22 protein-coding genes are annotated in these 26,027 nt (G+C 71.1%); 15 read left to right on the forward strand and 7 right to left on the reverse strand.

The annotated features are described in order from the left end of the window. Positions 1-73 precede the first annotated feature (73 nt). Positions 74-1,264 carry an ROK family transcriptional regulator gene (locus ASG28_RS01745; RefSeq protein ID WP_055971329.1) on the reverse strand — a complete coding sequence of 397 codons (1,191 nt, stop codon included), beginning with the start codon at positions 1,262-1,264 and terminating at the stop codon, positions 74-76. 217 nt (positions 1,265-1,481) lie between these two features. On the opposite strand from ASG28_RS01745, the gene ASG28_RS01750 reads away from it, so the two are divergent. The 8 genes from ASG28_RS01750 (at position 1,482) to ASG28_RS01785 (ending at position 10,029) form a co-directional block, all read left to right on the forward strand. Next, positions 1,482-2,225, forward strand: a complete 744-nt coding sequence (locus tag ASG28_RS01750; RefSeq protein WP_143048581.1) for a sugar phosphate isomerase/epimerase family protein — start codon at positions 1,482-1,484, stop codon at positions 2,223-2,225. After that, on the forward strand, positions 2,222-3,370 hold the full coding sequence (locus ASG28_RS01755) for a Gfo/Idh/MocA family protein (protein WP_055971332.1): 1,149 nt from the start codon (positions 2,222-2,224) through the stop codon (positions 3,368-3,370). Before ASG28_RS01750 ends, ASG28_RS01755 begins: the two co-directional genes overlap by 4 nt. Positions 3,371-3,502: 132 nt before the next feature. Further along, a complete protein-coding gene (locus ASG28_RS01760) occupies positions 3,503-4,867 on the forward strand; it encodes an ABC transporter substrate-binding protein (protein WP_235477469.1) in 1,365 nt (454 codons plus the stop codon). A 79-nt stretch (positions 4,868-4,946) separates the two neighbouring features. Further along, positions 4,947-5,942: a carbohydrate ABC transporter permease gene (locus ASG28_RS01765; RefSeq protein WP_082454231.1), complete on the forward strand. Its 996-nt coding sequence runs from the start codon at positions 4,947-4,949 to the stop codon at positions 5,940-5,942. Continuing rightward, positions 5,935-6,774 carry a carbohydrate ABC transporter permease gene (locus ASG28_RS01770; RefSeq protein ID WP_043592933.1) on the forward strand — a complete coding sequence of 280 codons (840 nt, stop codon included), beginning with the start codon at positions 5,935-5,937 and terminating at the stop codon, positions 6,772-6,774. Before ASG28_RS01765 ends, ASG28_RS01770 begins: the two co-directional genes overlap by 8 nt. Positions 6,775-6,860: 86 nt before the next feature. After that, a complete protein-coding gene (locus ASG28_RS01775) occupies positions 6,861-7,943 on the forward strand; it encodes a Gfo/Idh/MocA family protein (RefSeq protein WP_369814169.1) in 1,083 nt (360 codons plus the stop codon). A 91-nt stretch (positions 7,944-8,034) separates the two neighbouring features. Then, positions 8,035-9,048, forward strand: a complete 1,014-nt coding sequence (locus ASG28_RS01780) for a sugar phosphate isomerase/epimerase family protein (RefSeq protein ID WP_055971338.1) — start codon at positions 8,035-8,037, stop codon at positions 9,046-9,048. 15 nt (positions 9,049-9,063) lie between these two features. Next, positions 9,064-10,029, forward strand: a complete 966-nt coding sequence (locus ASG28_RS01785) for a TolB family protein (protein WP_055971341.1) — start codon at positions 9,064-9,066, stop codon at positions 10,027-10,029. A gap of 30 nt (positions 10,030-10,059) precedes the next feature. Here the strand turns inward: ASG28_RS01785 and ASG28_RS01790 are convergent, their stop codons facing one another. Beyond that, positions 10,060-10,728, reverse strand: coding sequence for an ABC transporter ATP-binding protein (locus tag ASG28_RS01790; RefSeq protein ID WP_055976710.1), 669 nt, complete (start codon positions 10,726-10,728; stop codon positions 10,060-10,062). Positions 10,729-10,838: 110 nt separating this feature from the next. After that, positions 10,839-12,404, reverse strand: a complete 1,566-nt coding sequence (locus ASG28_RS01795; protein ID WP_055971344.1) for an ABC transporter permease — start codon at positions 12,402-12,404, stop codon at positions 10,839-10,841. A gap of 167 nt (positions 12,405-12,571) precedes the next feature. Between ASG28_RS01795 and ASG28_RS01800 the strand changes: the two genes are divergently transcribed. From ASG28_RS01800 to rplL, 4 genes are all read left to right on the forward strand, one after another. Next, a complete protein-coding gene (locus ASG28_RS01800) occupies positions 12,572-13,330 on the forward strand; it encodes a response regulator transcription factor (protein WP_056046521.1) in 759 nt (252 codons plus the stop codon). Then, on the forward strand, positions 13,327-14,934 hold the full coding sequence (locus ASG28_RS01805) for a sensor histidine kinase (RefSeq protein ID WP_082454233.1): 1,608 nt from the start codon (positions 13,327-13,329) through the stop codon (positions 14,932-14,934). Before ASG28_RS01800 ends, ASG28_RS01805 begins: the two co-directional genes overlap by 4 nt. Positions 14,935-15,180: 246 nt before the next feature. Then, positions 15,181-15,696 carry a 50S ribosomal protein L10 gene (gene rplJ / locus ASG28_RS01810; protein ID WP_043592926.1) on the forward strand — a complete coding sequence of 172 codons (516 nt, stop codon included), beginning with the start codon at positions 15,181-15,183 and terminating at the stop codon, positions 15,694-15,696. Between the two features lie 49 nt (positions 15,697-15,745). Next, a complete protein-coding gene (gene rplL, locus ASG28_RS01815) occupies positions 15,746-16,129 on the forward strand; it encodes a 50S ribosomal protein L7/L12 (RefSeq protein ID WP_043592924.1) in 384 nt (127 codons plus the stop codon). Positions 16,130-16,365: 236 nt separating this feature from the next. Here the strand turns inward: rplL and ASG28_RS01820 are convergent, their stop codons facing one another. Then, positions 16,366-17,808 carry an APC family permease gene (locus ASG28_RS01820; RefSeq protein ID WP_055971350.1) on the reverse strand — a complete coding sequence of 481 codons (1,443 nt, stop codon included), beginning with the start codon at positions 17,806-17,808 and terminating at the stop codon, positions 16,366-16,368. 78 nt (positions 17,809-17,886) lie between these two features. Next, entirely contained in the window at positions 17,887-19,482 is a 1,596-nt protein-coding gene (locus ASG28_RS01825; RefSeq protein WP_055971353.1) for a helix-turn-helix transcriptional regulator, read from the reverse strand. Between the two features lie 276 nt (positions 19,483-19,758). On the opposite strand from ASG28_RS01825, the gene ASG28_RS01830 reads away from it, so the two are divergent. Beyond that, complete coding sequence (locus tag ASG28_RS01830) at positions 19,759-21,633, forward strand: ABC transporter ATP-binding protein (protein WP_055971355.1); 1,875 nt, start codon at positions 19,759-19,761, stop codon at positions 21,631-21,633. Positions 21,634-21,656: 23 nt separating this feature from the next. Here ASG28_RS01830 and ASG28_RS01835 read toward each other — a convergent pair whose 3' ends face one another. Both ASG28_RS01835 and ASG28_RS01840 read right to left on the reverse strand, forming a co-directional pair. Continuing rightward, a complete protein-coding gene (locus tag ASG28_RS01835; RefSeq protein WP_235477470.1) occupies positions 21,657-22,394 on the reverse strand; it encodes a DUF305 domain-containing protein in 738 nt (245 codons plus the stop codon). Further along, entirely contained in the window at positions 22,391-23,050 is a 660-nt protein-coding gene (locus tag ASG28_RS01840; protein ID WP_055971358.1) for a DUF3105 domain-containing protein, read from the reverse strand. The genes ASG28_RS01835 and ASG28_RS01840 overlap by 4 nt, the downstream gene beginning before the upstream one ends. 248 nt (positions 23,051-23,298) lie before the next feature. Between ASG28_RS01840 and ASG28_RS01845 the strand changes: the two genes are divergently transcribed. Then, positions 23,299-24,663 carry a cystathionine beta-synthase gene (locus ASG28_RS01845; protein WP_055971361.1) on the forward strand — a complete coding sequence of 455 codons (1,365 nt, stop codon included), beginning with the start codon at positions 23,299-23,301 and terminating at the stop codon, positions 24,661-24,663. A gap of 94 nt (positions 24,664-24,757) precedes the next feature. Beyond that, positions 24,758-25,912 carry a cystathionine gamma-synthase gene (locus ASG28_RS01850; protein WP_055971364.1) on the forward strand — a complete coding sequence of 385 codons (1,155 nt, stop codon included), beginning with the start codon at positions 24,758-24,760 and terminating at the stop codon, positions 25,910-25,912. Positions 25,913-26,027: the final 115 nt, after the last annotated feature.

Here is a 26,027-nt window from a genome sequence, read left to right on the forward strand (position 1 = left end):
CGCGACGGGCGTGGGGACGACACCCGCCCCTCCTCGTGTCGTGGACCAGGAGGCGCGCGCCGGGTGTGCGTGCTCAGACGGCGGCGGCGAGCTCGTCGATCGCGGCGGGGGAGAGGGCGTGGTGGATGGCGAGCATGCTCGCCCCCATGAGTCCCGCCCGGTCGCCCGCCCGGGACGGCACGATGCTCAGGTGCTCGGTCGCGAGCGGCATCGAGCGCTGGTAGACGACCTCGCGCACGCCGGCCAGCAGGTGCTCGCCGGCCTGCGCCATCGAGCCGCCGATCGCGATGACCGAGGGATTGATCATGTTGACGCAGGCGGTCAGCACCTCGCCGAGGTCGCGACCCGCCTGCCGCACGGCCTGCACCGCGTCGAGGTTTCCGGCCCGGACGAGCTCGACGACCTGGCGGCCCCCCTCGCAGTCGTGGCCGAGGGCCCGCAGCGAGCGGGCGAGGGCCGGGCCCGAGGCGACGGCCTCGAGGCAGCCGACGTTGCCGCAGTGGCAGACGACGCCGGCCCCGCGGGGGATCTGCACGTGGCCGATGTCGCCCGCGATGCCCTGGGCGCCACGCTGCAGGCGGCCGCCCGAGATGATGCCCGAGCCGATGCCGGTGGCGACCTTGACGAACAGGAAGTGGTCGGTGCCCGGCCACGCGTGGCTGCGCTCGCCCAGGGCCATGATGTTGACGTCGTTGTCGACGAGGACGGGCACGTCGAGGTGACGTCTGACCCACCCCGGCACGTCGAAGCCGTCCCAGCCGGGCATGATCGGCGGGTTGACCGGTCGCCCCGTGCTGAACTGCACGGGGCCGGGCAGGCCGATGCCGATGCCGATCAGGTCGTCGCGGGTGCGACCGAGCCGGTCGAGCAGGGCGTCCGCCCCGGTGACCATGCCGCCGAGGGTCGTCTCGGGCCCGTCGGCGATGTCGATCAGGCGACGGTCGCTGGTCAGCTCGACGCCCATCAGGTCGGTCAGGGCGAGGTTGACGTGGCCGGCTCCGAAGTCGGCGGCCAGGACGACGCGGGCCGACGGGACGAGGGCCACTCGCGAGGGAGGGCGACCGCCGGTCGAGACGGCGTCGGCGTAGGGGCCGACGAGACCGAGCTCGGCCAGGACGTCGAGTCGCAGGCCGATGGTCGATCGGGCGAGGCCGGTCATCGCCGCGAGCTCGGCCCGGGTGCGCGGCGCGCCGTCGCGGAGCAGCTGGAAGATCTCGCTGGCTCCCGTGCTGCCGAGGGCGGACGACCGCGTCGTGTCGGACATGGCAGCAGTAAACCACAGCCCCCGACGACGGCCGAGAGAACCTCGCCGAAAAAACGTCGACTTTTGCTTGCGGGTCGACAGAAGCGGTCCTATGGTGAGTCTCGGTCGACGCCGACCGCCACTCTTCCGGGGGTGACCGGTCGACGGCTCGACCGCTGAGAGTCCCCGACGGTGCCCGTCACCGTCGCACATCCACTCGGAAGAGGAGACACCCCTGGTGACCACCGCAAGCCCGATCTCGGTCCAGCTCTACACGGTCAGAGACGCCATCGCCGCCGACCTGCCCGGCACCCTGAAGCGCATCGCCGACCTCGGCTACACCCAGGTCGAGCCCTACGCGTTCGTCGACCGAGTCGACGAGTACGCCGAGGCCCTGCCCGCCGCCGGGCTCACGGCGCCCAGTGCGCACGTCGGCCTGATCGGCAAGGACCTCGAGCCGATCTTCGCCGCCGCCACCCGCCTCGGCGTCGGCACGATCATCGACCCGCACATCGACGAGACCCGCTGGGTCACCCGCGAGGACGTCGAGGGCATCGCGAAGGAGCTCGGTGAGATCGCCGACGCGGCCGCCGCCCACGACCTCACCATCGGCTACCACAACCACGCCTTCGAGCTCGAGAACCTGATCGACGGCACCCCCGCCCTCGAGGTGTTCGCAGCGGCCCTGCCCGCGAACGTCGTGCTCGAGATCGACACCTACTGGGTCGAGGTCGGCGGCGTCGACGCCGCCGAGCTGCTCGCCCGCCTCGGCGACAAGGTGCAGTTCCTCCACGTGAAGGACGGCCCGAAGAACAAGAACGACGTCGAGCAGGTCGCCGTCGGCCGCGGCTCCATGCCCGTCCGCGACATCCTGCAGGCGGCCCGCCAGGCCACGCCCGTCGTCGAGCTCGACGACCACGCCGGTGACGTCTTCACCGCGCTCGCCGACAGCCTCGAGTTCCTCCAGGGGGTCCGCGCATGAGCGACGTGACCACGGCCTCGCGACCCGCCGTCGCCTCCGACGGCAAGACCGGCCCGGTCGGAGTCGGGGTCATCGGCGCCGGCGTGATCAGCGACCAGTACCTCGGCAACCTCACGCAGTTCCCCGACCTGAAGGTCCTCTTCATCGCCGACATCGACCAGGACCGCGCCGCGGCCCAGGCCGAGAAGTGGGGCGTCCCCGCCAGCGGCACGGTCGACGAGCTGCTCGCCCTCGACGACGTCGAGATCGTCGTCAACCTGACGATCCCGGCGGCCCACGTCGACGTGGCCCTGCGGGCCGTCGCCGCCGGCAAGCACGTCTGGGGCGAGAAGCCCTACGCGCTCGACCGCGAGAGCGGCGCCCGGCTGCTGGCGGCCGCGAAGGAGGCCGGCGTCCGCGTGGCGGTCGCCCCCGACACCTTCCTCGGTGCCGGCCTGCAGACCGGCCTCCGGGTCGTGAAGCGCGGCGACATCGGCACTCCCCTGACCGGTCTCGCACTCTTCCAGGTGCCCGGGCCCGAGTCGTGGCACCCGAGCCCCGAGTTCCTCTTCGCCTACGGTGCCGGTCCGATGTTCGACGTCGGCCCGTACTACCTGACCACGCTCGTCCAGGTCTTCGGACCCGTCGCGAAGGTCACGGCCACGGCGTCGAAGGCGCGCGACAGCCGCGTCATCGGCTCGGGGCCCAAGGCCGGCACGGTGTTCCCCGTCGAGGTGCCCACGCACGTCAGCGCCCTGCTGCAGTTCGAGAGCGGTGCCAGCGCGCAGGCCGTCTTCAGCTTCGACTCGAAGCTGGCGCGCGCCGGCTTCGTCGAGATCGCCGGCACCGAGGGCACGGCCGTGTTCCCCGACCCGAACGAGTTCGAGGGCGACACGACGGTCCACACCGGCACCGACGAGCCGGCGGTCGTCGCGGCCACGGGCTCGACCTTCACCCGCGGCACCGGCGTCGCCGAACTCGCCCAAGCGATCCGCGAGGGCCGCCGTGAGCGCGTGCCCGGCGAGCTCGCCTTCCACGTCCTCGACGTCATGGTCTCGCTCGCCGAGTCCGCCGAACGCGACGAGAGCGTCCGCGTCGACTCGACCCTCGAGCCGACACCCGAACTGCCCGAGAGCTGGGACCCCTCGGCCCCGACCCTCGGCTGACCCGGTGCGGTGCCGGCGCCTCCTCGACGCCGGCACCGCGCCTCCTCACCCGTCCACCCCCGAGCGCACCACCCGCACCACCGGAGTCACCACAGCACCACGAACCCCCTGCACCACCCCTTCCCTCACTCGATGAAGAGAAATCTCGAAGAAGAGACACCAGGAGAAGTCATGCACACCAAGTTCCGTTGGCTCGCCGCACTCGCGGTCGGAGCCCTCTCGGTCGGATCGATGACCGCCTGCAGCGCCTCGGGCGGCAGCGGCGACGCCGACACCATCACCTACTGGGCCAGCAACCAGGCCCCCACGGTCGAGAAGGACGCCGAGATCCTGCAAGAGAGCATCGACCGCTACACCGAGGAGACCGGCGTCAAGGTCGACCTCGAGGTCATCCCGTGGTCGGACCTCTACAACCGCATCCTCACCGCCGTCTCGAGCGGTGAAGGCCCCGACGTCCTCAACATCGGCAACACCTGGGCGGTCTCGCTGCAGTCCAGCGGCGCGTTCGTGCCGTGGGAGGGCGACGCCCTCGAGGCGATCGGCGGTCAGGACCGCTTCGTCCAGTCGAGCTTCGCGACCGGCGGTGCCGAGGGCCAGGCCCCGACGTCGGTGCCGATCTACGGCCTGTCGTACTCGCTGTACTACAACACCGCCATGTTCGAGGCAGCCGGCATCACCACGCCGCCCGCCACCTGGGACGAGTTCGTCGAGGACGCCAAGAAGCTGACGGTCGACACCGACGGCGACGGCACGATCGACCAGTGGGGCGTCACCATGGCCGGGTCGAGCATCTCGAACAACGCCCACCAGGCGTTCGTCCGCGGCCTGCAGAACGGCGGCTCGCTGTACGACGACGAGGGCAACCCCGACTTCGGCAACGACGGCGTCGTCACCGGCGTGAAGCAGTGGGTGGACCTGATGGCCGTCGACAAGGTGGTCTCGCCCTCGGACGCCGAGAGCGTGAACGGCTCCGACATGGCCGCGACCTTCGCCGACGGTGGAGCCGCGATGTTCTTCGACCAGGCCCCTGACGCCAACCTCGCGGCGCGGGACTTCACCGGGTACGCGGTGGCACCGGTGCCCATGGAGACCGCCGACGCCACCGGACTGCTGGGCACCCAGAGCCACGTCGCCGGGATCAACGTCAGCGTGTTCGAGAACTCGGACAACAAGGAGGCGGCGATCGACTTCGTGAAGCACCTCACCAGCGACGACGAGCAGGTCTACCTGAACAAGTCGTTCAGCTCGCTGCCCGTCGTGACCGGTGCCTACGACGACCCGGCGTTCCAGTCGGACACGATCAAGCTGAAGCAGGAGATCCTCGAGGACCACGCCCAGCCCATGCCCCTCTACCCCTCCGAGGGACAGATGGAGACCTTGGTCGGCACCGCGATCAAGAACCTCCTCGCCACCGCAGCCCAGGGCGGTTCCGTCAGCGAGTCCGACGTCAAGTCGGCCCTCGAGGACGCGAACAGCCAGATGAGCTCGGGTCAGTAGCCCGTCCCACCGCCGGTGGCGGGGGCGGTCGGTCCAGTCGACCGACCGCCCCCGCCGCCCAGGCCCCGAGAGGACCCTCATGACCGTCAACGTCCTGCCCCCCGCCACCGCCGAGAAGGACCTGCCACCCGACCCGCACCAGCAGGCGCCGCTCGAGCCCGCCAAGCGCAAGAAGCACCGCTCGCCGCTCGCCTACTTCCTGGTGGCCCCGGCCGCCCTGGCCGAGCTGCTCGTCCACATCGTCCCCATGGTGCTCGGCATCTGGATCGCCTTCATCACGCTCAACCAGCTCAGCATCGCCAACTGGGTCAACGCGCCCTTCGTCGGCCTGCAGAACTTCGTCACCGCCCTCGACCCGTCCTCGCCCATCGCCGGCCAGCTCTACGGAGCGCTGGGGCGCACGCTGATGTTCACCGTCATCGTGGTCGCCATCGCCTGGAGCATGGGCATGCTGGGCGCCGTGCTGCTGACCAGCTCGTTCAAGGGCCGTGGCATCCTGCGCACGCTCTTCCTGGTGCCGTACGCCCTGCCGTCGTACGTCGGCACCATCGCCTGGGCCTTCATGTTCAACCAGCGCGACGGGGCCATCAACCGCTTCCTGGTCGACGACCTGGGCATCCTGCAGGACCGCCCGTTCTGGCTGCTCGGCGGCAACTCGTTCTGGGCCATCGTCATCGTGACGGCGTGGCAGTTCTGGCCGTTCGCCTTCCTGATGCTGCTCGCCGCGCTGCAGAACATCCCGGGGGACGTCTACGAGGCCGCGAGCCTCGACGGCGCGAGCCTCTGGAAGCAGTTCACCCAGATCACCCTGCCCATGGTCAAGCCGGCCAACGCCGTGCTGCTGCTGATCATGAGCCTGTGGATCTTCAACCAGTTCAACGTGCCCTACGTGCTCTTCGGCCCCGCGTCGCCCGAGCAGGCGACGCTCATCTCGCCGTTGATCTACCAGCAGTCGTTCAACAACTGGAACTTCGGCCTCGGCGGTGCCATGAGCGTGATGCTCCTGGTCGTGCTGCTGATCGCGTCGGCGTTCTACATCCGCATGGTTCTGCCGAAGGGACAACACGATGATTGAGACACGTGGGTTCAAGGTCTTCCGCTTCTTCGGGCTGGCCTTCCTGTCGCTCGTGGTGGTCGTGCCGCTCTACGTGGTGCTGACCACCTCGATCAAGCCGCTCGCCGACGTGCAGGGCCTGTTCACCTGGATCCCCAGCCGGGTGACGCTCGAGCCGTACGTGCAGATCTGGCAGACGGTGCCGCTGGCGTCGTACTTCAAGAACAGCCTGATCGTCACCATCTCGGCCACGGTGCTCTCGGTGGCCATGGCCGTGCTCGCCGCGTACTCGCTGGCCCGCCTGCGGTTCAAGGGGCAGCGCAGCTTCAGCCTGGTCGTGCTGTCGACGCAGATGTTCCCGGGCATCCTGTTCCTGCTGCCGCTGTTCCTGATCTTCGTGCAGATCCAGCGCACGGTCGGCGTGCAGCTGACCGGCAGCTACCTCGGCCTGATCATCACGTACATGACGTTCTCGTTGCCGTTCTCGATCTGGATGCTGACGGGGTACTTCGCCTCGATCCCGAAAGAGCTCGAAGAGGCGTCGATGATCGACGGCACGGGTCGCCTCGGTGCCCTGTTCCGCGTGATCATCCCGGTCGCCAAGCCGGGCATCATCGCCGTCGCGGTCTACGCCTTCATCACGGCCTGGGGCGAGGTGCTCTTCGCCTCGGTGCTCACGAGCAAGGACACGCGCACGCTCTCGATCGGCCTGCGCGCCTACGCCTCGCAGCAGGACGTCTACTGGAACCAGCTCATGGCCGCCTCGGTCGTCGTCTCGCTGCCCGTGCTCATAGGCTTCATGCTCGTGCAGAAACACTTGATCACCGGACTCTCGTCGGGGGCCGTGAAGTGACCGAACCGGCCGTGGCCACGGCGGTGGGGCCGGTGGGCGTCACCGCCGGCCCGGCCGGGCGGGTCGAGCCGAGCCGAGGAGGCGCGGTGCCGGTCGAACCCCTCCGCGTCGGCATCGTGGGCGGCGGCTTCATGGCCCGCGTGCACGCCGGCGCCGCGCGGTCGGCCGGCGCCCGGGTGGTCGCCCTGGCCTCGTCGAGCCCCGCCAGTGCGGCTCGGGCGGCCGCGTCGCTCGGTGTCGACACGGCGCACGAGAGCGTCGACGACCTCGTGACCGACCCCGACGTGGACGTCGTGCACGTCTGCTCGCCCAACGCCACGCACGCACCGGTCGCCCTGGCGGCGCTCGCCGCCGGCAAGCACGTCGTCTGCGAGAAGCCCCTCGCGACCTCGAGCGCCGAGGCCGAGGCCCTGGTCGGTGCCGCCCGGGCCGGGCGGCTCGTCGGTGCCGTGCCCTTCGTCTACCGCTACCACCCGATGGTGCGCGAGGCGCGGGCCCGGGTCGCCGCGGGCGAGGTCGGCCGCGTGCTGAGCGTCCGGGGGTCGTACCTGCAGGACTGGTTGCTCGACAGCGACGACGTCGACTGGCGGGTCGACTCGGCCGCAGGCGGCCCCTCGCGGGCCTTCGCCGACATCGGCAGCCACCTGGTCGACCTCCTCGAGTTCGTCCTGGGCGACCGGTTGGCGCGCTTGACCTCGACGACCACCACGGTGCACGCCCACCGCGGCGGCTCGTCGGTCGACACCGAGGACGAGGCGGCCGTCGTGTTCGAGACGGCACGGGGGGCGATCGGCACCCTCTTCGTGTCGCAGGTCGCGCCGGGTCGCAAGAACCGCCTCCTGCTCGACCTGTCGGGCACCGCCGAGAGCCTCGAGTTCTCACAAGAGGAGCCCGAGACGCTCTGGGTCGGCCGGCGGTGGGGCACGCAGCTCGTGGCGCGGGACGCCGCCGTGCTCGCGCCCGACGCCGCCCGCCTGTCGACGGTCCCGGCGGGGCACCCGATGGGCTACGTCGACGCGTTCGCGGGGTTCGTCCGCGACGCGCACGACGCCGTCCGGGGCGGCACCCCCGAGGGACTGCCCACCTTCGTCGACGGCCTGCGCGCCGTGCGGGTGACCGAGGCCGTCCTCGCCTCCGCCGCGTCGCGCAGCTGGGTCGACGTGCCCTGACCCGTCGACCGTCCGCACCGTCCCGTCCGCACCGTCCCGTCCGCACCGTCCCGTCGTCCGTCCGCACCCCCGTCGCCCCGAGAAGGAACCCATGGCCGAGAGCTCCCGCCCCGTCACCCTGTTCACCGGTCAGTGGGCCGACCTGCCCTTCGAGGAGGTCGCGGCGCTCGCGGCGGGCTGGGGCTACGACGGCCTCGAGATCGCGGCGTCGGGCGACCACCTCGACCTCGAGCGCGCCGACCAGGACGACGCGTACCTGCGGTCGCGGCTCGACGTGCTCGAGCGGCACGGCCTGGGGGTCTGGGCGATCTCGAACCACCTGACCGGGCAGGCGGTCTGCGACGACCCGATCGACTTCCGGCACCAGGCGATCGTGCGCCCGTCCACCTGGGGGGACGGCGACCCCGAGGGCGTCCGGCAGCGGGCGGCGGAGGACATGAAACGGGCGGCCCGGGTCGCCCGCAAGATGGGCGTCGACACCGTCGTCGGCTTCACCGGCTCGAAGATCTGGCCCTACGTCGCGATGTTCCCGCCGGTCCCCGCCTCCGTGATCGACGCCGGCTACCAGGACTTCGCCGACCGCTGGAACCCCATCCTCGACGTGTTCGACGCCGAGGGCGTCCGGTTCGCCCACGAGGTGCACCCGAGCGAGATCGCCTACGACCACTGGACGAGCGTCCGGGCGCTCGAGGCCATCGAGCACCGCTCGGCCTTCGGCTTCAACTGGGACCCCTCGCACATGCTCTGGCAGGGCGTCGACACGGTGTCGTTCATCACCGACTTCGCCGACCGGATCTTCCACGTCGACTGCAAGGACACCCGCATCAAGCCCCCCACCGGGCGGTCGGGCGTGCTCGGCTCACACCTGCCCTGGGGCGACCCGCGTCGCGGCTGGGACTTCGTCTCGACCGGGCACGGCGACATGAACTGGGAGGACGCCTTCCGCGCCCTCGACGCCATCGGCTACGACGGCCCGATCTCGATCGAGTGGGAGGACGCCGGCATGGACCGGCTGCACGGCGCCCCCGAGGCGTTGGCCTACATCCGGTCGCTGCTCTGGAAGCGGCCGAGCGCCTCCTTCGACGCCGCCTTCTCGAACCAGTGACGGCAGACTGATCCCATGCCCCGAACCCTGCTGCCCGGCCAACGGAGCCGTCTGCTGGTCGTCGACCCCGCGACCGGCGACGCCGAGGTCGTCCTCGAGAGCGCTCGCGTGCTGGTCGAGGCCCCGAACTGGAGCCCCGACGGCCGCTGGCTCGTCGTGAACGGCGACGGCCTGCTCTGGCGCCTGCCCGCCGACGCGCGTGGCGTCGACGAGACCGCACTCGAGCCGGTGCCGATGGGCGACGTCCCCGAGATCAACAACGACCACGTGATCGCGCCCGACCAGGGCGCCGTGGTCGTGAGCGCCCGCGACGGCCACCTGTACGAGGTGCCGTGGGACGGCGTGACCCCGGGCGGCACCGCCCGCCGCGTGACGCGTGACCATCCCGTGGGGCGCAACCACAAGAACTACCTCCACGGGGTCTCGCCCGACGGCGCGACGCTCAGCGTGATCGTCGGTGCCCTTCCGGCCCCGGTCGACGACCCGGAGGACGAGGAGGCGCGGGCCGGCTGGCGCACGAACGTCGCCCTGGTCTCGCTCGCCGACGGCGCGACCACGCCGGTGACCGACGACGAGCACCCCGACGACGGGGCCGAGTTCTCGCCCGACGGGACCTGGTTGTGGGCGAACTCGGAACGCGCCTCCGCCGGGGTGGCCGGCCACGCGCAGCTCTTCCGGAGCCGCCTGGACGGCAGCGACGTCGTACAGGTGACCGACGACGAGCGGGTCAACTGGTTCCCGCACGTGTCGCCCGACGCCTCGACGCTGCTCTGGGTGTCGTTCGAGCCCGGCACGCTCGGCCACCCCGAGAACCGCGACGTGGTGCTGCGCACCCTGCCGCTCGGCGCCGACGGCCTGCCCGTGCCGGGCCGGGCGCCGCACGACGTGCTCGCCCTCTTCGGCGGGCAGGGCACGATCAACGTGCCCTGCTGGGCCCCGGACTCGACCCGCTTCGCCTGCGCCGACTACCCGCTGGCCTGACCCCGACCCCCGGTCCGGGCGGGCGGGCGGTCAGATCTCGGTGACCCGACCGCCCTTCAGGTGCAGTCGACGGTCGGCCCGCTTCGCCACGGCCGAGTCGTGCGTGACGATGACGAGGGTCAGCCCGCGCTCGCGCCAGACGCCCTCGAGCAGGTCCATGATCTCGTCGCGGGTCGCCTCGTCGAGCGAGCCCGTCGGCTCGTCGGCCAGCAGCACGGTGGGCTCCTTCACGAGGGCCCGCGCGATCGCGACCCGTTGCTGCTGACCGCCCGACAGCTCGGCCGGCAGGTGGTCGGCGCGCTCGGCCAGGCCGACCGACTCGAGTGCGGCCGCCGCACGCCGGCGCCGTTCGTCACGCGGAACCGAGCCGTCGGCGAACGCCGTCTCGACGTTCTCGGCCGCCGTCAGCGTGGGGATCAGGTTGAACCCCTGGAACACGAAGCCGATCTCGCGACCCCGGGCGGCGGCGAGGTCGTGGTCGCCGGCCCTCGAGAGGTCCTTCTCGCCGAGCAGCACGGTGCCGCTCGTCGGCCGGTCGAGGGCGCCGAGCATCTGCAGCAGCGTCGACTTGCCGCCACCGGTCGGCCCCTGGATCGCGACCATCTGGCCGGCGGGGATCTCGAGCGTGACGCCGGCCAGCGCCGTCACGGTCTTCTTCTTCTGCGAGTACGTCTTGACGACGTCGGTGAGGCGGTACATCGGTCGGGGCCCTTCGGGTGCGTGCGGTGCGGTGGGGGAGTGCTGGTCGGAGGGGGACGAGGAGGCGCGTATCCCGTCGACCGGGCCGGTCGCGTCGACCTCGACCCGCGTCACGCGACGCTCCGCAGGGCCTCGGCGGGACGCAGCCGCGAGGCCCGCCAGCCGCCGACGGCCCCGGCGAGCAGGCCGCCGAGGACGGCGAGTCCGACGGCGATCAGGATGATCGAGAGCGTGACGGGGACGTGCAGCGCGATGTCGGTCGTGGCCTGGGCCATCTGCTGACCGTAGCCTCCGCCGGTGCCCGCCGCCGCGCCTCCTTCGACCGCCGAGCCGGCCGCCGCGGTCGCGGCACCGCCGGGCACGCCGCCGGGACCACCGGCCCCGGGGCCCGACGAGGTCGCGGCCGAGGCCGAGAGGGTCGGGGCGATCAGGTTGACGACGACGATGCCGAGCAGGCCGACGGCCACGCCGACGACGCCCCCGATGAGGCCCTGGACGAGCGACTCGCCGGCGACCTGACGGGTGATGCGGGCGTTGCTCCAGCCGATCGCCTTGAGCGTGCCGAACTCGCGGGTGCGGCGGCCGACGCCCGAGACGGTGAACAGGACCGCGATGGCGAAGGCCGCGACCAACACGATGACCGAGAGCCAGGTGCCGAGGTTCGAGACCAGGCCCGAGGCGGTCGACAGCGAGCCCGAGACGCTCGACGCGAGGTCGGACTGCGTGCTCACGGTCGCGTCGGGCAGGGCGGCCTCGAGATCGGTCTTCAGCGAGTCGACGTCGCTCGCGCTCGCCGCCGTGACGTAGACGCTGCTGATCTGGCCGGTCAGGCCGCTGACGGCCTGCGCCGTGTCGAGCGGGACGTACGTGTCGCTCGCGGTGGCCGCGTCGGACGAGGTGGACGCCACGACGCCGATCACGGTGAAGTCGGTGCCGCCGATGGTGAGGGTGTCGCCCGTGGTGAGGCCGGCGCTGGTGGCGTAGGCCTGGTCGAGCACGACGACGTCATCACCAGCGTCGTCGGCGGTGAAGGTGCGGCCATCCGCCAGGGTCACGCTGGTGAGCGGGCCGACCGCGTCCGCGGTCACGTCGATGCCCTCGACCGCGAACTGGTCGACGTCGAACGAGCTGCCGCCCGCGCCGTCGGCCCCGCCCGTGGGCGGCGCCTGCTGGGCCGTGTCCGTGTCCGTGTCGGTTCCGGTGCCTGAACCCGGGGCCGTGCCCGCGCCTCCGGAACTGCCCTGGGAGAAGTCCGGCAGCGTGCCCGAGAAGCTGGAGTTCTGCAGGCTGAGGGTCGCGGTCGCGGCGGAGACGCCGTCGACGCCCTCGACCGTGGCGAGCGTGGAAGCGTCGAAGGTGGCCGTGCCACGCGCCGCCGAGAGCGTGCTCTGCGAGACCTCGGTGCTGCCGTCTTCCGTGCTGCCGTCGCCCGAGCCGAAGGAGAACTGCTGGCCGGGGCCGCCTCCGTCGGTTCCCGGCTCGGCGGTCTGCGTGACGGTCACGTCGGTGCCGACGCCGTACACGGACTCGAGCACGGACGACTGGGCGTTCCGCACGCCGGCGGCGACGCCGTTGACGATGATGACGAGCGCGATCGCGAGGGCCATGCCGATGGCGATGACGACGGTCTGCTTGCGCCTGTTGCCGAGTTCTCGGCGCAGGTAGGTGAAGAACATGGTGTGGGGGTCTCCTTGGCTGGGGCGGTGCCGGGCCGTCGGGCCTGCCGCCGGAGCGAACCTAGGGACGGCCTCGATGAGGCCGCGATCAGTCGGCTATGAGGCGCGTATGAGAGATGCGCAGCCAGCTCATCGGTCGGACACAGTCCGTTCATAGGAATCGCTCGATACTTGGAGAGGTGACCACAACGACCCCCGCCACCGCCTCGGCCCCCCGCCTCACCCGTGCCGACGGAACGCCCCTCCGAGTCCTCGTCGTCGACGACGAGAACAGCCTCACCGACCTGCTCTCGATGGCCCTGCGCTACGAGGGCTGGGACGTCAAGGCGGCCTCCGACGGCCAGGCGGCCCTCGCGACGGCGCGCGAGTTCAAGCCCGACGCGATCGTGCTCGACTGGATGCTGCCCGACATCGACGGCATCCAGGTGCTCGGTCGACTGCGGTCGAGCGGCGACGACACCCCGATCCTGTTCCTCACCGCGAAGGACAGCGTCGAGGACCGGGTGTCGGGTCTCACCGCCGGCGGCGACGACTACGTCACCAAGCCGTTCTCGCTCGAAGAGGTCGTCGCCCGGCTGCGCGGCCTGATCCGCCGGTCGGCCTCGGCCATCAGCGAGGCGGGCGACTCGCGCATCGTCGTCGGCGACCTCGTGCTCGACGAGGAGAGCTACGAGGTGACGCGGGCCGGTCGCGAGATCGAGCTGACCGCGACCGAGTTCGAGCTGCTGCGCTTCCTGATGCGCAACCCGCGCCGCGTGCTGAGCAAGGCGCAGATCCTCGACCGGGTCTGGAGCTACGACTTCGGCGGCAAGTCCAGCGTCGTCGAGATCTACATCTCGTACCTGCGCAAGAAGATCGACGTCGGCGAAGAACCCATGATCCACACCGTGCGCGGCGTGGGTTACGTGATCAAGCCCACGTCGTGAGCGATGCCCTGCCCGCCCGGGTGGGCTCGCGCCTCCGCGGCCTCGTGGGGCGGGCGCCCGGTCTCGCCGGCCCGCTCACGCTGCGCAACCGCCTGATCCTCAGCATCGTCGCGCTCGTCGTGCTGCTGACCATCGTGATCGGCTCGGTCAGCGTCATCGTCCTGCAGGCGTCGCTGATGCGTCAGCTCGACGACGAACTCGAAGGGGCGACCGGTCGCTCGGTGCCCATGGTGAACGCCCAGGGCTCGACGACCCGGCCGTACCTGACCCCCGACGGCGACGACCTCTCGGGCCCGCGGCAGTCGCCCGGCACCTTCACGGCCGTAGTCGTCAACGGGTCGGTCGTCGCGGCGTACCGGGTCGAGCAGTCGGGACGGGTCGTCTCGCCCCGCCTGACCGACGACCTGACGTCGGTGGTGACGACGGCCGCCGGGGCGACCGACCCCGAGACCGTCTCGCTCGGGTCGGACCTGGGCTCGTACCGGGTGGAGTCCCTCGCGGTCGGCTACCAGACGACGACCACGTCGGGTTCGCTCGCCACGACCCCGGCGTACCTCGTCGTGGGTCTGCCCACGAGCAGTGTCGACCGCACCATCACGGTCATGGTGATCACCATCCTCGCCGTGACACTCATCGGCCTCGCGATCGCCATCGCCGTGGCCTACGGCGTCGTGCGCAGCGCCCTCCGACCGCTCGAGCGCATGTCCGACACGGCGCTGCGGGTCGCCGAGCTGCCGCTGGACCGCGGCGAGGTGGCGCTGGCCGAACGCGTCGACGAGGCCGACGCCGACACCCGCACCGAGGTGGGCCGCGTCGGTGCCTCGCTCAACCGCATGCTGGGCCACGTGTCCGGCGCCCTCGAGGCCCGTCAGCAGAGCGAGAACAAGGTGCGGCAGTTCGTCGCCGACGCCTCGCACGAGCTGCGGACCCCGCTCGCGTCGGTCCGCGGCTACGCCGAGCTGACCCGCCGCATGAACACCGGACTGCCCGACGACGTGGTCTACGCCATGGGCCGCATCGAGTCGGAGTCGCTGCGGATGACCTCGCTCGTCGAGGACCTCCTGCTGCTCGCCCGCCTCGACGAGGGGCGCGACCTCGTCACGGGCGACGTGGACCTCACCCGGGTCGTGCTCGACACGGTCAACGACGCGCACGTGGCCGGACCCACGCACGACGTCGACGTGTACGTGCCCGACGAGCCGGTGACCGTGTCGGGCGACGCCATGCGGCTGCACCAGATCGTCGCGAACCTGTTGACCAACGTCCGCACCCACACGCCCGACGGCACGCACGTGCACGTCTCGCTCACGGTCGACGACGCGTCCGGGCAGGCCGTCGTCTCGGTCGCCGACGACGGGCCGGGCATCGACCCGGCCGTGCTGCCGGTGCTGTTCGAGCGGTTCGCGCGCGCCGACAGCTCGCGGTCGCGGAAGGCCGGCTCGACGGGCCTCGGCCTCGCGATCGTGCAGGCCGTCGTCCACTCCCACGGGGGGACCGTCGACGTCGCCAGCTCGGACGACGGGGCGACCTTCACCGTCCGCCTGCCGCTCGCGACGCCCGTCGTCGCACCCGACCGGGACGCCGAGGAGGCGCGACTTGCGTGAGCGCGCCTCCTGCGTCTATCCTGATCGAAGCCCAAGACCGCCGGTTGTAGTCGTCTGCTCGCAGACGGGTGCCGAAGGTTCTCGAGAGAGAGCGACCAGCGCAGGTGTGTGAAGTCGTTCCTCTTCTCGAAGAGATCCAGCTCCGTGCGCTTGCGCCGGAGCTTTTTTCATTGGTGCGGCACCGGTCTCGGTGCGGCCGAGTCGAGTGCCCGGGGGCTGCCGGCACACCCACGTTTTAGGAGAGCCATGGCGAACAAGGAAGCATCGGTCGCCGAGCTCACGGACAACTTCCGTGACTCGACCGCCGTCCTGCTCACCGAGTACCGCGGTCTCACTGTTGCCGAGCTGAAAGAGCTCCGCAAGTCCATCAGTGCAGACGCGACGTACGCCGTGGTGAAGAACACGCTCAGCAAGATCGCGGCCAACAACGCCGGAATCAGCTCGTTCGACGACGAACTCGTCGGACCGTCTGCGATCGCCTTCGTGCACGGTGACCCTGTCGCCGTCGCCAAGAGCCTGCGTGACTTCGCCAAGGCGCACCCCGCTCTGATCGTGAAGAACGGTTACTTCGACGGTAACCCGCTCACGGCAGACGAGGTCAAGCAGCTCGCCGATCTCGAATCCCGAGAGGTGCTGCTGGGCAAACTGGCCGGCGCCTTCAAGGCTTCGCTGTTCGGTGCTGCCTACCTGTTCCAGGCACCGCTGTCCCAGGCCGTTCGCACGGTCGAGGCGCTGCGTGCCAAGCAGGAAGCCGACAGCTAAAAAGCTGTCGTACCAACCCACACTTTAGAAAACCCATAAGGAGAACACCATGGCGAAGCTCACGCAGGACGAACTGATCGAGGCCTTCAAGGAGCTCACGCTCATCGAGCTCAGCGACTTCGTGAAGAAGTTCGAAGAGGTCTTCGAGGTCACCGCTGCTGCCCCCGTGGCCGCTGCCGGTGCCGCCGGCCCCGCCGCTGCCGCTGAAGAGGTCGAAGAGCAGACCGCCTTCGACGTCGTGCTCGAGGCTGCCGGCGACAAGAAGATCCAGGTCATCAAAGAGGTCCGTGCGCTCACGAGCCTCGGCCTCGGCGAGGCCAAGGCCGTCGTCGACGGTGCCCCCAGCACCGTCCTCGAGGGCGCTTCGAAGGAGGCCGCCGACAAGGCCAAGGCTCAGCTCGAGGCCGCCGGCGCGACGATCACCCTCAAGTAGTCGGCGGGCCCTCGCGGCCCTCGGCGCTTGAGCGGCACGTCTGCTCAGCACCATTCGGAAGGCGCCACCCCTCGGGGTGGCGCCTTTCGGCGTTCTCGGTGGTACGGCCGAGGTGCGTCGCCGGTTCGTCGCGACCCGCGCCTCCTCGAGGGGTTCGACGGTTTCCGTCGTCCGCGGAGGGTCGGCGCCGACCCGCCGCGGACGACGCGGACCCGCCGACCACGCGACGAGGGCGGTCAGGAGGCGCGGGCCAGGACCGAGTGCCGGCGGCCGTACCCGAGGTACACCGCGGTGCCCACGGCCATCCAGACGGCGAAGGCCGCCCAGGTGACCCAACCGAGCGTCACCATCAGCAGGACGCAGAAGGCGCAGCCGAGGATCGGGGTCAGCGGGTACAGCGGCACCTTGTAGGTCCGGTCGAGCTCGGGCCGGTTGCGCCGGAGCCAGATGACCGAGACGTTGACCAGGGCGAAGGCGAAGAGCGTGCCGATGCTCGTCGCGTCGGCGAGGGCGCCGAGGGGGATCACGGCGGCGGCCACGGCCACCGCTCCGCCGACGATCAGGGTGCCGGCGACGGGGGTCTGCGTCCGCGCCGAGACGCGGCCGAGGACGCCGGGCACGAGGCCGTCACGGGCCATCGAGACGAAGATGCGCGTCTGACCGTAGAGCACCGTCAGCACGACGCTCGCGATCGCGGCCACGGCGGTGACGGCGAAGAGGAAGGCGACCCACGGTTGCCCCGTGATGTCGGCGACGATCGTGACGAGGGTCGCCTCGCCGTCGGTGAAGGTCGTCCACGGCCGCGCGCCGATCGCGGCGACGGCCACGAGGATGTACAGCACCGTGATGATCACGATCGAGGCGATGATGGCGCGCGGCAGGTCGCGCTTCGCGTCGCGGGCCTCCTCGCCGGCCGTGGACGCCGCGTCGAAGCCGATGTACGAGAAGAACAGCCGGGACGCGGCGGCCGAGACGCCGGCCGCGCCCATCGGCGCCAGCGGCTCGAAGTTGCCGACGCTGAAGGCCGTGAAGGCGACGGCGACGAAGAACACGAGCAGCGCCACCTTGACGACGACGAGCAGCGTGTTCACCCAGGCGCTCTCGCGGGCGCCCGGCACCAGCACGAGGGTGGCGAGCAGGACGAGCACCGCCGCGGGCAGGTTGAGCACGCCACCGGCGCCCGGGGGCTCGGCGATCGCGGCCGGCAGGGCGAGCCCGAACACGTCGAGGGCCTCGTTCACGTACTGGCCCGCACCGACCGCGACGGCCGCGACCGAGACGGCGTACTCGAGCACGAGGCACCACCCGCAGACCCAGGCGATGCCCTCGCCGAGCGTCGCGTACGCGTACGAGTAGCTCGAGCCCGACACGGGCACGCTGCCCGCCATCTCGGCGTACGACAACGCCGACAGCAGGGCCGCGACGCCGGCGAGCACGAACGAGATCCAGACCGCTGGGCCGGCCAGCGGGACGGCCGTGCCGAGCACGACCAGGATGCCCGTGCCGAGGGTCGCACCGATGCTGATCGCCGTGAGGTGCCAGACGCCCAGGGTGCGGCGCAGGCGGGGCCCGCCGTCGGCGGTGGCCTCGCTCTCGGCGACGTACGCCTCGAGGGGTTTGCGGGCCCTCAGCTGGGCGACGAGGGACGGGCGGGACGTGACGCGGGACTCGTGGGGCACCGCGAGAGATTACCGTACGGCCGGCACCGCGCCTCCTCGGGGCACCGCGCCTCCTCGGGGCACCGCGCCCCTTCGGGGCTAGTCGTCGAGGTCGAGGCCGAGCTGCTTGACGCGGGTCATCGCCTCGCGGCGCGACGACGCCTGGAGCTTGCGGTAGATGCTGCGCACGTGGCTCTTGACCGTGTTGACCGAGATGAACAGCTGGCTGCCGATCTGGCCGAGGGTCTGGCCGGTGGCCAGGTGCCGGACGATGACGAGCTCACGGTCGCTCAGCGGCTCGGCGAGCTGCGGCACGACGTCCGCCGAGGTGCCGCGCAGGCGGTCCAGCACCCCGACGATGGCGGGCGGCTGCCGACGGCCGACGGCGCGCTGCACGAGGTGTTCGAGGACGTCCTCGGGCAGGGTGGCGAAGAGCCAGATCGACCCGTTGTGGCCGGCGCTCAGCAACGCCCGGTCGAAGGCGATGTCGCTGTGCGCGGCGTCGCCGAGCGCGAGGTGTGCGGCGGCCTGGAGCGCGTGCACCTGGCCCATGGTGCGCTCGCTGTGCAGGTCGCCGATGGCGAGGCACTGCTCGAGCGCCTCGAGGGCGTCCTCGGGCTCGCCCGCGGAGAGGTGCACGAGGGCGAGCACGCGAGCGGGACAGCGGATGTGGTGGTGCGACGGGGTCACCGACGAGGCCAGTCGGCGGGCCTCGTGGGGCTGCCCGAGCAGGCGCATGGTCTCGGCCCGCATCACGACGGCCGATTCGGTCAGGGCGCTGTGCCCGGTGAAGCCGTCGATGGTGCGGGTGATCCGGGCCAACAGGTCGAGGACCTCGATGTGGCGGCTCTCGGCCAGCAGCACGTGCGCCTCGGCGAACAGGCCGAGCGCCTCCCAGTCGCTGCCGCGCGATGCCTGGCGGACGTCGGCGAGCAGTCCTTCGTGGCCGCCCACGGCCTCGCCGCGTTCGAGGGCGAGATGCACGCGGGTGACCTGGGTCAGGGCGCCGAACGAGCTGCCCAGCAGGTCGGTGCCGTCCGCGAGCTCGCGGGCGAGGTCGACGTGGCGGTCGGCGAGGTCGAAGTCGCCGATCAGCATCGCGACGAAGGCGAGGGCCGAGAGGCACTCCACGCGCTCGGCGGTGCTGAGGTGGTCCTCGCCGAGACCGTTGGCGAGGCTCAGGGCGAAGCGGGCCTGGTCGATCTCGCCGTAGTGCAGGCGGATCAGGCCGAGCTGCAGCGAGAACGAGGCGCTGAGCGAGATGCGCACGCTGATCGACTCGGCCAGGTCGTTCTCGATGAGGGTCCGGGCGACCTCGAGGTGCTCGTGGGCCACGACGAAGTTGCCGAGGGTGCGCAGGGACGCGCCGAGGTGGACGTGGTAACCCGCCCGGATGTCGAGCGGCAGGTCGGGGTCGGCGTCGAGCGCCTTGGCGACGCCGCGGAACCAGGGCAGGGCGGCACTGCGCGAGCGGGAGCCGACCGAGCGGTGGCTCGCGGCCAGGGCGAGCAGGATGCGGGGTCGCCCACGCCACTCCTCTTCGGGCGTCGAGCGGATGGCCTCGCGCAGGCGTGCTCCCTGCAGGGGGGCGATCTGGGTCCAGCCCTGTTCGATGGCGTCGAGAGCAGCCCGGTGGTCGGCGGGCTGCAGTTCGGCACTCGGCGGTTCGACGGCCGTGGGGTTCGACGTGTTCACGATGGTCCTAGCTCCGCCGCTTCGGGAGGCTCGCCCGTCGGGTAGGGGGAGCGCGGCTGCCGGAGCCTGGTCAGGTGCACCGACACCGCCATACTAAACTGAGAGATCATTCCGTCGTATGGTCTGTCGGGCATTGCGCCCACAACTGGGGGACGAACGGTCGTTCTAGGGCGTGTCGCGGCGTGTCTCGTCGGTCCCGTGGCGATTTCTTGCACGCGCTGACCGGCACCCCGGCGACGGGCCACCCGTGACGGTGGTCGGGCCTACGCTGACCGGATGAGCTCGATGCACGCCCCCGCAGGCGGTCCCCGTGGCGGGGGCCGCCCGGGTGGTTCCGGTCGGGTGTCGAGCGGCGACGCCGACGCCCAGCGCGCGGCGAACGCCACGGCGCCGCGCATCCCCGACCTGCTCGGTCGCATCCGGGGCTTGTTCGTCCCGCACAAGCGGGCCCTCGTCGTCACCGTCGTGCTGGTCCTCATCGGCGCCGCCATCAGCGTGGCTCCGCCGTTGCTCACCAAGCAGGCGTTCGACCGGGGGCTGTTCCCGCCGGGCGGCCCCGACGTGCCCGTGCTGCTCGAGCTGGTGGGCGCCATGGTGGGGCTCTGGGTGCTGTCGGCCGGCATCGGTGTCTGGCAGACGTACCTGACGGCCACGGTCGGCAACAAGGTCATGGGTGCGTTGCGCATCCGCCTCTTCGGGCACCTGCAGCGCATGGAGCTCGCGTTCTTCACCCGCACCAAGACCGGCGTCATCCAGTCCCGGCTGCAGAACGACGTCGGTGGCGTCGCGAACGTGCTCAGCAACACCATCTCGAGTGTCCTGGGCAACACCGTCACGGTCATCGCCGCCTTCGTGTCCATGCTCGTCCTCAGCTGGCAGATGACCGTCGTCACGGTGATCCTGCTGCCGCTGCTCGTGGTGGCCCAGCGCCGGGTGGGCCAGGTGCGTGCCCGCATCGCCACCAAGACGCAGGAGTCGCTCAGCGACATGACGGCCATCACGCAAGAGGCGTTGAGCGTCAGTGGCATCCTGCTCGCCAAGAGCTTCAACCAGCAGCACGCCGAGGTCGAGCGCTACGCCGCCGAGAACCGCACGCAGATCGGGCTGCAGGTGCGTCAGCAGATGAGCGGGCAGTGGTTCTTCGCCGTCGTCCAGATCTTCCTCTCGGTCATCCCCGCCCTCATCTACCTGGTCGCGGCCTGGTTGATCCTCCGGGACGTGCCGGTGACCGCGGGCACGATCGTGGCCTTCACGACGGTCCAGGCCCGGTTGACCTTCCCACTCATGGGCCTGCTGCGGGTGGCCCTCGACCTGCAGACCTCCGGGGCGCTCTTCGCGCGCATCTTCGAGTACCTCGACCTCCACCCGGCGATCACGAACGACCCGTCGGCCGAGACCGTCGACGAGACGCAGCTCGGCCGGGTCGAGTTCGACGACGTCTCGTTCTCGTATCCCGACGCCGAGCCCGGGCAGAAGACCCTCGACGGCGTCTCGTTCGACATCGCCCCCGGGCAGTTCGCCGCCTTCGTCGGCCCGAGCGGTGCCGGCAAGACGACCGTGTCGTACCTGATCCCGCGGTTCTACGAGGCGTCCGGTGGCGCGGTGCGCTTCGCGGGCACCGACGTCCGGCGACTCGACCAAGAATCGTTGGTCGGCAACATCGGCATCGTCAGCCAAGAGACGTACCTGTTCCACGCCAGCATCGGCGACAACCTCCGCTACGCCCGACCCGACGCCACCGACGAGCAACTGGTCGACGCGGCCCGGCAGGCCAACATCCACGAGACCATCGCGTCGTTCCCCGACGGCTACGACACGATCGTCGGCGAGCGGGGCTATCGCCTCTCGGGTGGCGAGAAACAACGCATCGCCATCGCCCGCGTCCTGCTGAAAGACCCGGCGGTGATGGTCCTCGACGAGGCGACGAGCGCCCTCGACACGGTGTCCGAGCGCGTGGTCCAAGAGGCGCTCGACACCGCGACCCGCGGTCGGACGACGATCGCCATCGCCCACCGGCTCTCGACCGTCCGCGACGCCGACGTCGTGTTCGTCGTCGTGGCCGGGCGCGTCGTCGAGCGGGGGACGCACGACGAGCTGCTGGCGCTGGGCGGGGTCTACGCCGAGCTCTACGGGCAACAGGTGTCGGCGTAGGTCACAGCGGTCGAGGCGCCCCGTCAGCCGCGCTCGGCGAGCATCGCCTGCATGGCGTCGATCTCGCTCTGCTGCGTCTGCACCATGCCCGAGGCGAAGGCGCGCACCTGCGGCACCTCGCTGCGTGCCAGGATCGCGTCGGCCATCTCGATGCCGCCCTCGTGGTGGGCGATCATCAGCGTCAGGAAGAGCCGCTCGGCCTCGACGCCGCGGGCGGAGTCCAGGGCCGCGAGCTGCTCGTCGGTGGCCAGCCCCGGCATGGGACCACCGGGTTCGTGGGTGGCGACGGGCGTGGCCGAGCCGCTCGCGCCTCCGTCGCCGGTCATGTGGTGGCTGCCGTAGTCGCCGTCGAGCGTCGGGCGGGTCATCCAGGTCATGGTCGGCTCGGAGGGCGCCTGCGGCAGGCGCCACAGCTCGAGCCAGGCGTACATCTGGCCGGCCTGCTGCGACTGCGTGAGAGCCATGTCGTAGGCCATCGAGCGCACCTCGGGGTCGGTGGTCCGGTCGCGGACCATCATCGCCATCTGCACGGCCTGCTCGTGGTGCACCTGCATGTCGCGCGAGAACCCCGCCTCGACGCTGTCCGTGCCGGGCGTGACCGGGTTGGGCGAGCTGAGCCGGCCGAGCGCGACGCCGACCAGCAGCACGATCGCCACGGTCAGGACCCCCGCGATCACCAGCCGCAGCCGACGACCCGAGGAGGCGCGGTGCGGCCCCGCCCCGTCGGTCACGTCGACGTCGTCACGCCCTGACGCGGTCACGCGATCTTGCCGGTGCCGTCCACGCCGCCGGTGCAGGGTGCCCCGGGCTCGGGCGCGTTCGTGGACTTCCAGTACTTGGTGACGAAGTCCGAGACGGTGGCCTCGTCGTCCGTGACGTTCGCGAAGGGCAGCTGGGCGCCCCAGGCCGAGACGTACATGGGGGAGTCGAGGCCCTCGTAGGGCGAGACGACCGCGTAGGTGTCGGGGGCGAAGTCGCGCAGCGCCTCGATCTCGCTCTCGCTGACCTGCTCGGGGTCGTAGGTGAACCAGATCGCCCCGTGCTCGAGGTCGTGGACGGCGTTCTCGTTCGGCACCGGCTCGGTGTAGACGCCGCAGTTCAGCCAGATCTGGTTGTGGTCGCCGCCGGCGGGCGGGGTCATCGCGTAGTCGACGCTGCCGCCGACGTGGTTCGCGGTGAGGTCGGAGTAGGTCTTCACGCCGTCGATCTCGATGGCCTGAGGGTCTTGCCGCGGCTGGCCGCTCGTCACGACGAAGGTGACGACCAGCGCGATCGCCGCCGCGCCCGCAACCGAGGCGGTGACGATGCCGATGGTGCGGTTGCGCTTGGCCCGCGCCTGCTGCCGTTTGAGCTCGGCGACCTTCTCTTGACGTCGGGCGTCGCGCTGCTGCTTGACGGTGGGCTTGTCGTCGGCCACGTGGGGAGTCCTGTCGTCCGGGGGACCGATCGGGGTGATCGGTCGAGATCGGGGATGCGTCATCAGTTGTCTCACGGATTACTGGGAGGTCCGTAATATTCTGCACGATCTGCACGCCGAGAGGCTCGTCCCGCCCCGTAACACAGCAGGGCGCGTCGTTAGACTCGGCCGACGGCGTCGCCACCCGACCCCGCCCCTCCCGTCACCCGATCCGCGCCCCACGAGGCCGCGCAGAAACCGGAGCACCCGTGAAGTACGCCGAGACCGTCCTCGACCTGATCGGTGACACGCCGCTCGTCAAGCTGAACAAGGTGACCGAGGGCATCACGGCGACCGTGCTCGTCAAGGTCGAGTACGTCAACCCGGGCGGCTCCTCGAAGGACCGCATCGCGACGCGCATCATCGACGCCGCCGAACGCGAGGGCCTCCTGAAGCCCGGCGGCACCATCGTCGAGCCGACCAGCGGCAACACCGGCGTGGGCCTGGCCCTGGTCGCCCAGCAGCGCGGTTACCGCTGCGTCTTCGTCCTGCCCGACAAGGTCGGCGACGACAAGCGCAACGTGCTCAAGGCCTACGGCGCCGAGATCGTCGTCACGCCGACCGCCGTCGAGCCGACCAGCCCCGAGTCGTACTACAGCGTCTCCGACCGCCTGGCGCGCGAGATCCCCGGGGCGTTCAAGCCGAACCAGTACGCCAACCCCAACGGCCCGCTCAGCCACTACGAGACGACGGGTCCCGAGATCTGGCGCGACACCGACGGTCGCATCACGCACTTCGTCGCGGGCGTCGGGACCGGCGGCACGATCAGCGGAACGGGCCGCTACCTCAAAGAGGTCTCCCGAGGCGCGGTGCAGGTCATCGGCGCCGATCCCGAGGGCAGCGTCTACAGCGGTGGCACCGGACGCCCCTACCTCCTCGAGGGTGTCGGCGAGGACTTCTGGCCGGCCGCCTACGACCCCTCGGTCGTCGACCGCATCATCGCCGCGGACGACGCCCGCTCGTTCGAGCTGACCCGACGCCTCGCCCGCGAAGAGGGCCTGCTGGTCGGCGGCTCGTCCGGGCTCGCCGTCGCCGCCGCCCTCGACGTGGCTTGCGAGCTCGGCCCCGACGACGTCGTCGTCGCCCTGCTGCCCGACAGCGGGCGCGGCTACCTCGGCAAGATCTTCAACGACGCGTGGATGCGCTCGTACGGCTTCGGCGTCAGCCACGACGAGCGGTCGGTCCGTGACCTGATCGCGTCCAAGACGGGGCAGATGCCGGACCTCGTGCACGCGCACCCGTCCGACACCGTCCACGACGTGATCGGCATCATGAAGACCTACGGCGTCTCGCAGATGCCCGTGCTCTCGGCCGAGCCTCCGGTCGTCATCGGCGAGGTCGTCGGCGCCATCGAGGAGAAGGCGCTGCTCGAGGCGATCTTCCGCGGTGGTGCGACCATGGGCGACGCCGTCTCGGCGTACCTCGGCGACCCGCTGCCGTTGATCGGCGTGAACGAACCCGTCTCGGCGGCCCGGACCGCGCTCGAGTCGGTCGACGCCCTGCTCGTCACCGACGACGGCCGCCCGGTCGGCGTCGTCACCCGCCAGGACGTCCTCTCCTTCCTGTCCTCCTGAGCGGCCGGGGCGGCACCGGGACCCGGTGACCCGACCCGCGCCTCCTCGTCCCCCTCCGTCTGCGCACCACCCGTCCCCCTCGAAAGGACACCCCATGACCCACGGTTTCTCGACCCGGGCGATCCACGCCGGCCAGGAGTTCGACCCCACCACCGGTGCCGTCGTCCCTCCGATCTACCAGTCGTCCACGTTCGTGCAGGACGGCATCGGCGGGTTCCGCGGCGGCTACGAGTACGCCCGGTCGGCGAACCCGACGCGCGACTCGCTGCAGACCCTGCTCGCCGACCTCGAGGGCGGCACCGCCGCGTTCAGCTTCGCCTCGGGGCTGTCGGCCGAGGACGCGCTGCTGCGCTCGGTCCTGGCGCCCGGCACGCGCATCGTCATGGGCAACGACGTCTACGGCGGCACGCACCGCCTCGTCAACCGGGTCTGGGTGCCCTGGGGCGTCACGCTCGACACGGTCGAGATGAGCGACCTCGACGCCGTGCGCGCCGCCGTCCAGGCCGCCCCGACGGCCGTCCTCTGGGTCGAGACGCCCAGCAACCCGCTGATGAAGATCAGCGACATCGCGGCGCTCGCCGAGATCGGGCACGCGGCCGGGGCAGTGGTCGTCGTCGACAACACCTTCGCGTCGCCGTACCTGCAGCAGCCCCTGGCGCTCGGGGCCGACGCGGTCGTCCACTCGACGACGAAGTACATCGGCGGCCACTCGGACGTCGTCGGCGGGGCCGTGGTCGTGCGCGACGACGAGCTCGCCGCGAAGGTCGGTTTCGTCCAGTTCGGCGTCGGTGCCGTGTCGGCGCCGATGGAGGCCTGGCTCACGGTGCGCGGCATCAAGACGCTCGGCGTGCGCGTCGACCGCCACTCGTCGAACGCGCTGGCCATCGCCCACGCACTCGAGGGTCACCCGGCCGTCGAGCGCGTCTACTACCCGGGGCTCGAGTCGCACCCGGGGCACGAGCTCGCCGCCCGGCAGATGCGGGCCTTCGGCGGCATGCTCTCGGTGCAGTTGACCGCGGGTGCCGCGGCGGCCCGGCGGTTCGCCGAGTCGACCGAGCTGTTCCAGCTGGCCGAGTCCCTCGGCGGCGTCGAGTCACTGATCGGCTACCCGAGCGAGATGACCCACGCGTCGGTGCGCGGCACCGAGCTCGAGGTGCCCGACTCGATCGTGCGCCTGTCGGTCGGCATCGAGGACGTCGACGACCTGCTCGGCGACGTCACGCAGGCGCTCTCGCGCCTCGACGCCTAGGCGGCCGGGCGACACGACCCGAGGAGGCGCGGTGCGGGGGAGTCCCGCACCGCGCCTCCTCGGGTCGTCCCGTCCGGGGCTCGCCACGGGCGACTCCACGCTCTAGGATCTCGAC

This window comes from Frigoribacterium sp. Leaf415 (assembly GCF_001424645.1).
In the GTDB taxonomy this organism is placed as follows: domain Bacteria; phylum Actinomycetota; class Actinomycetes; order Actinomycetales; family Microbacteriaceae; genus Frigoribacterium.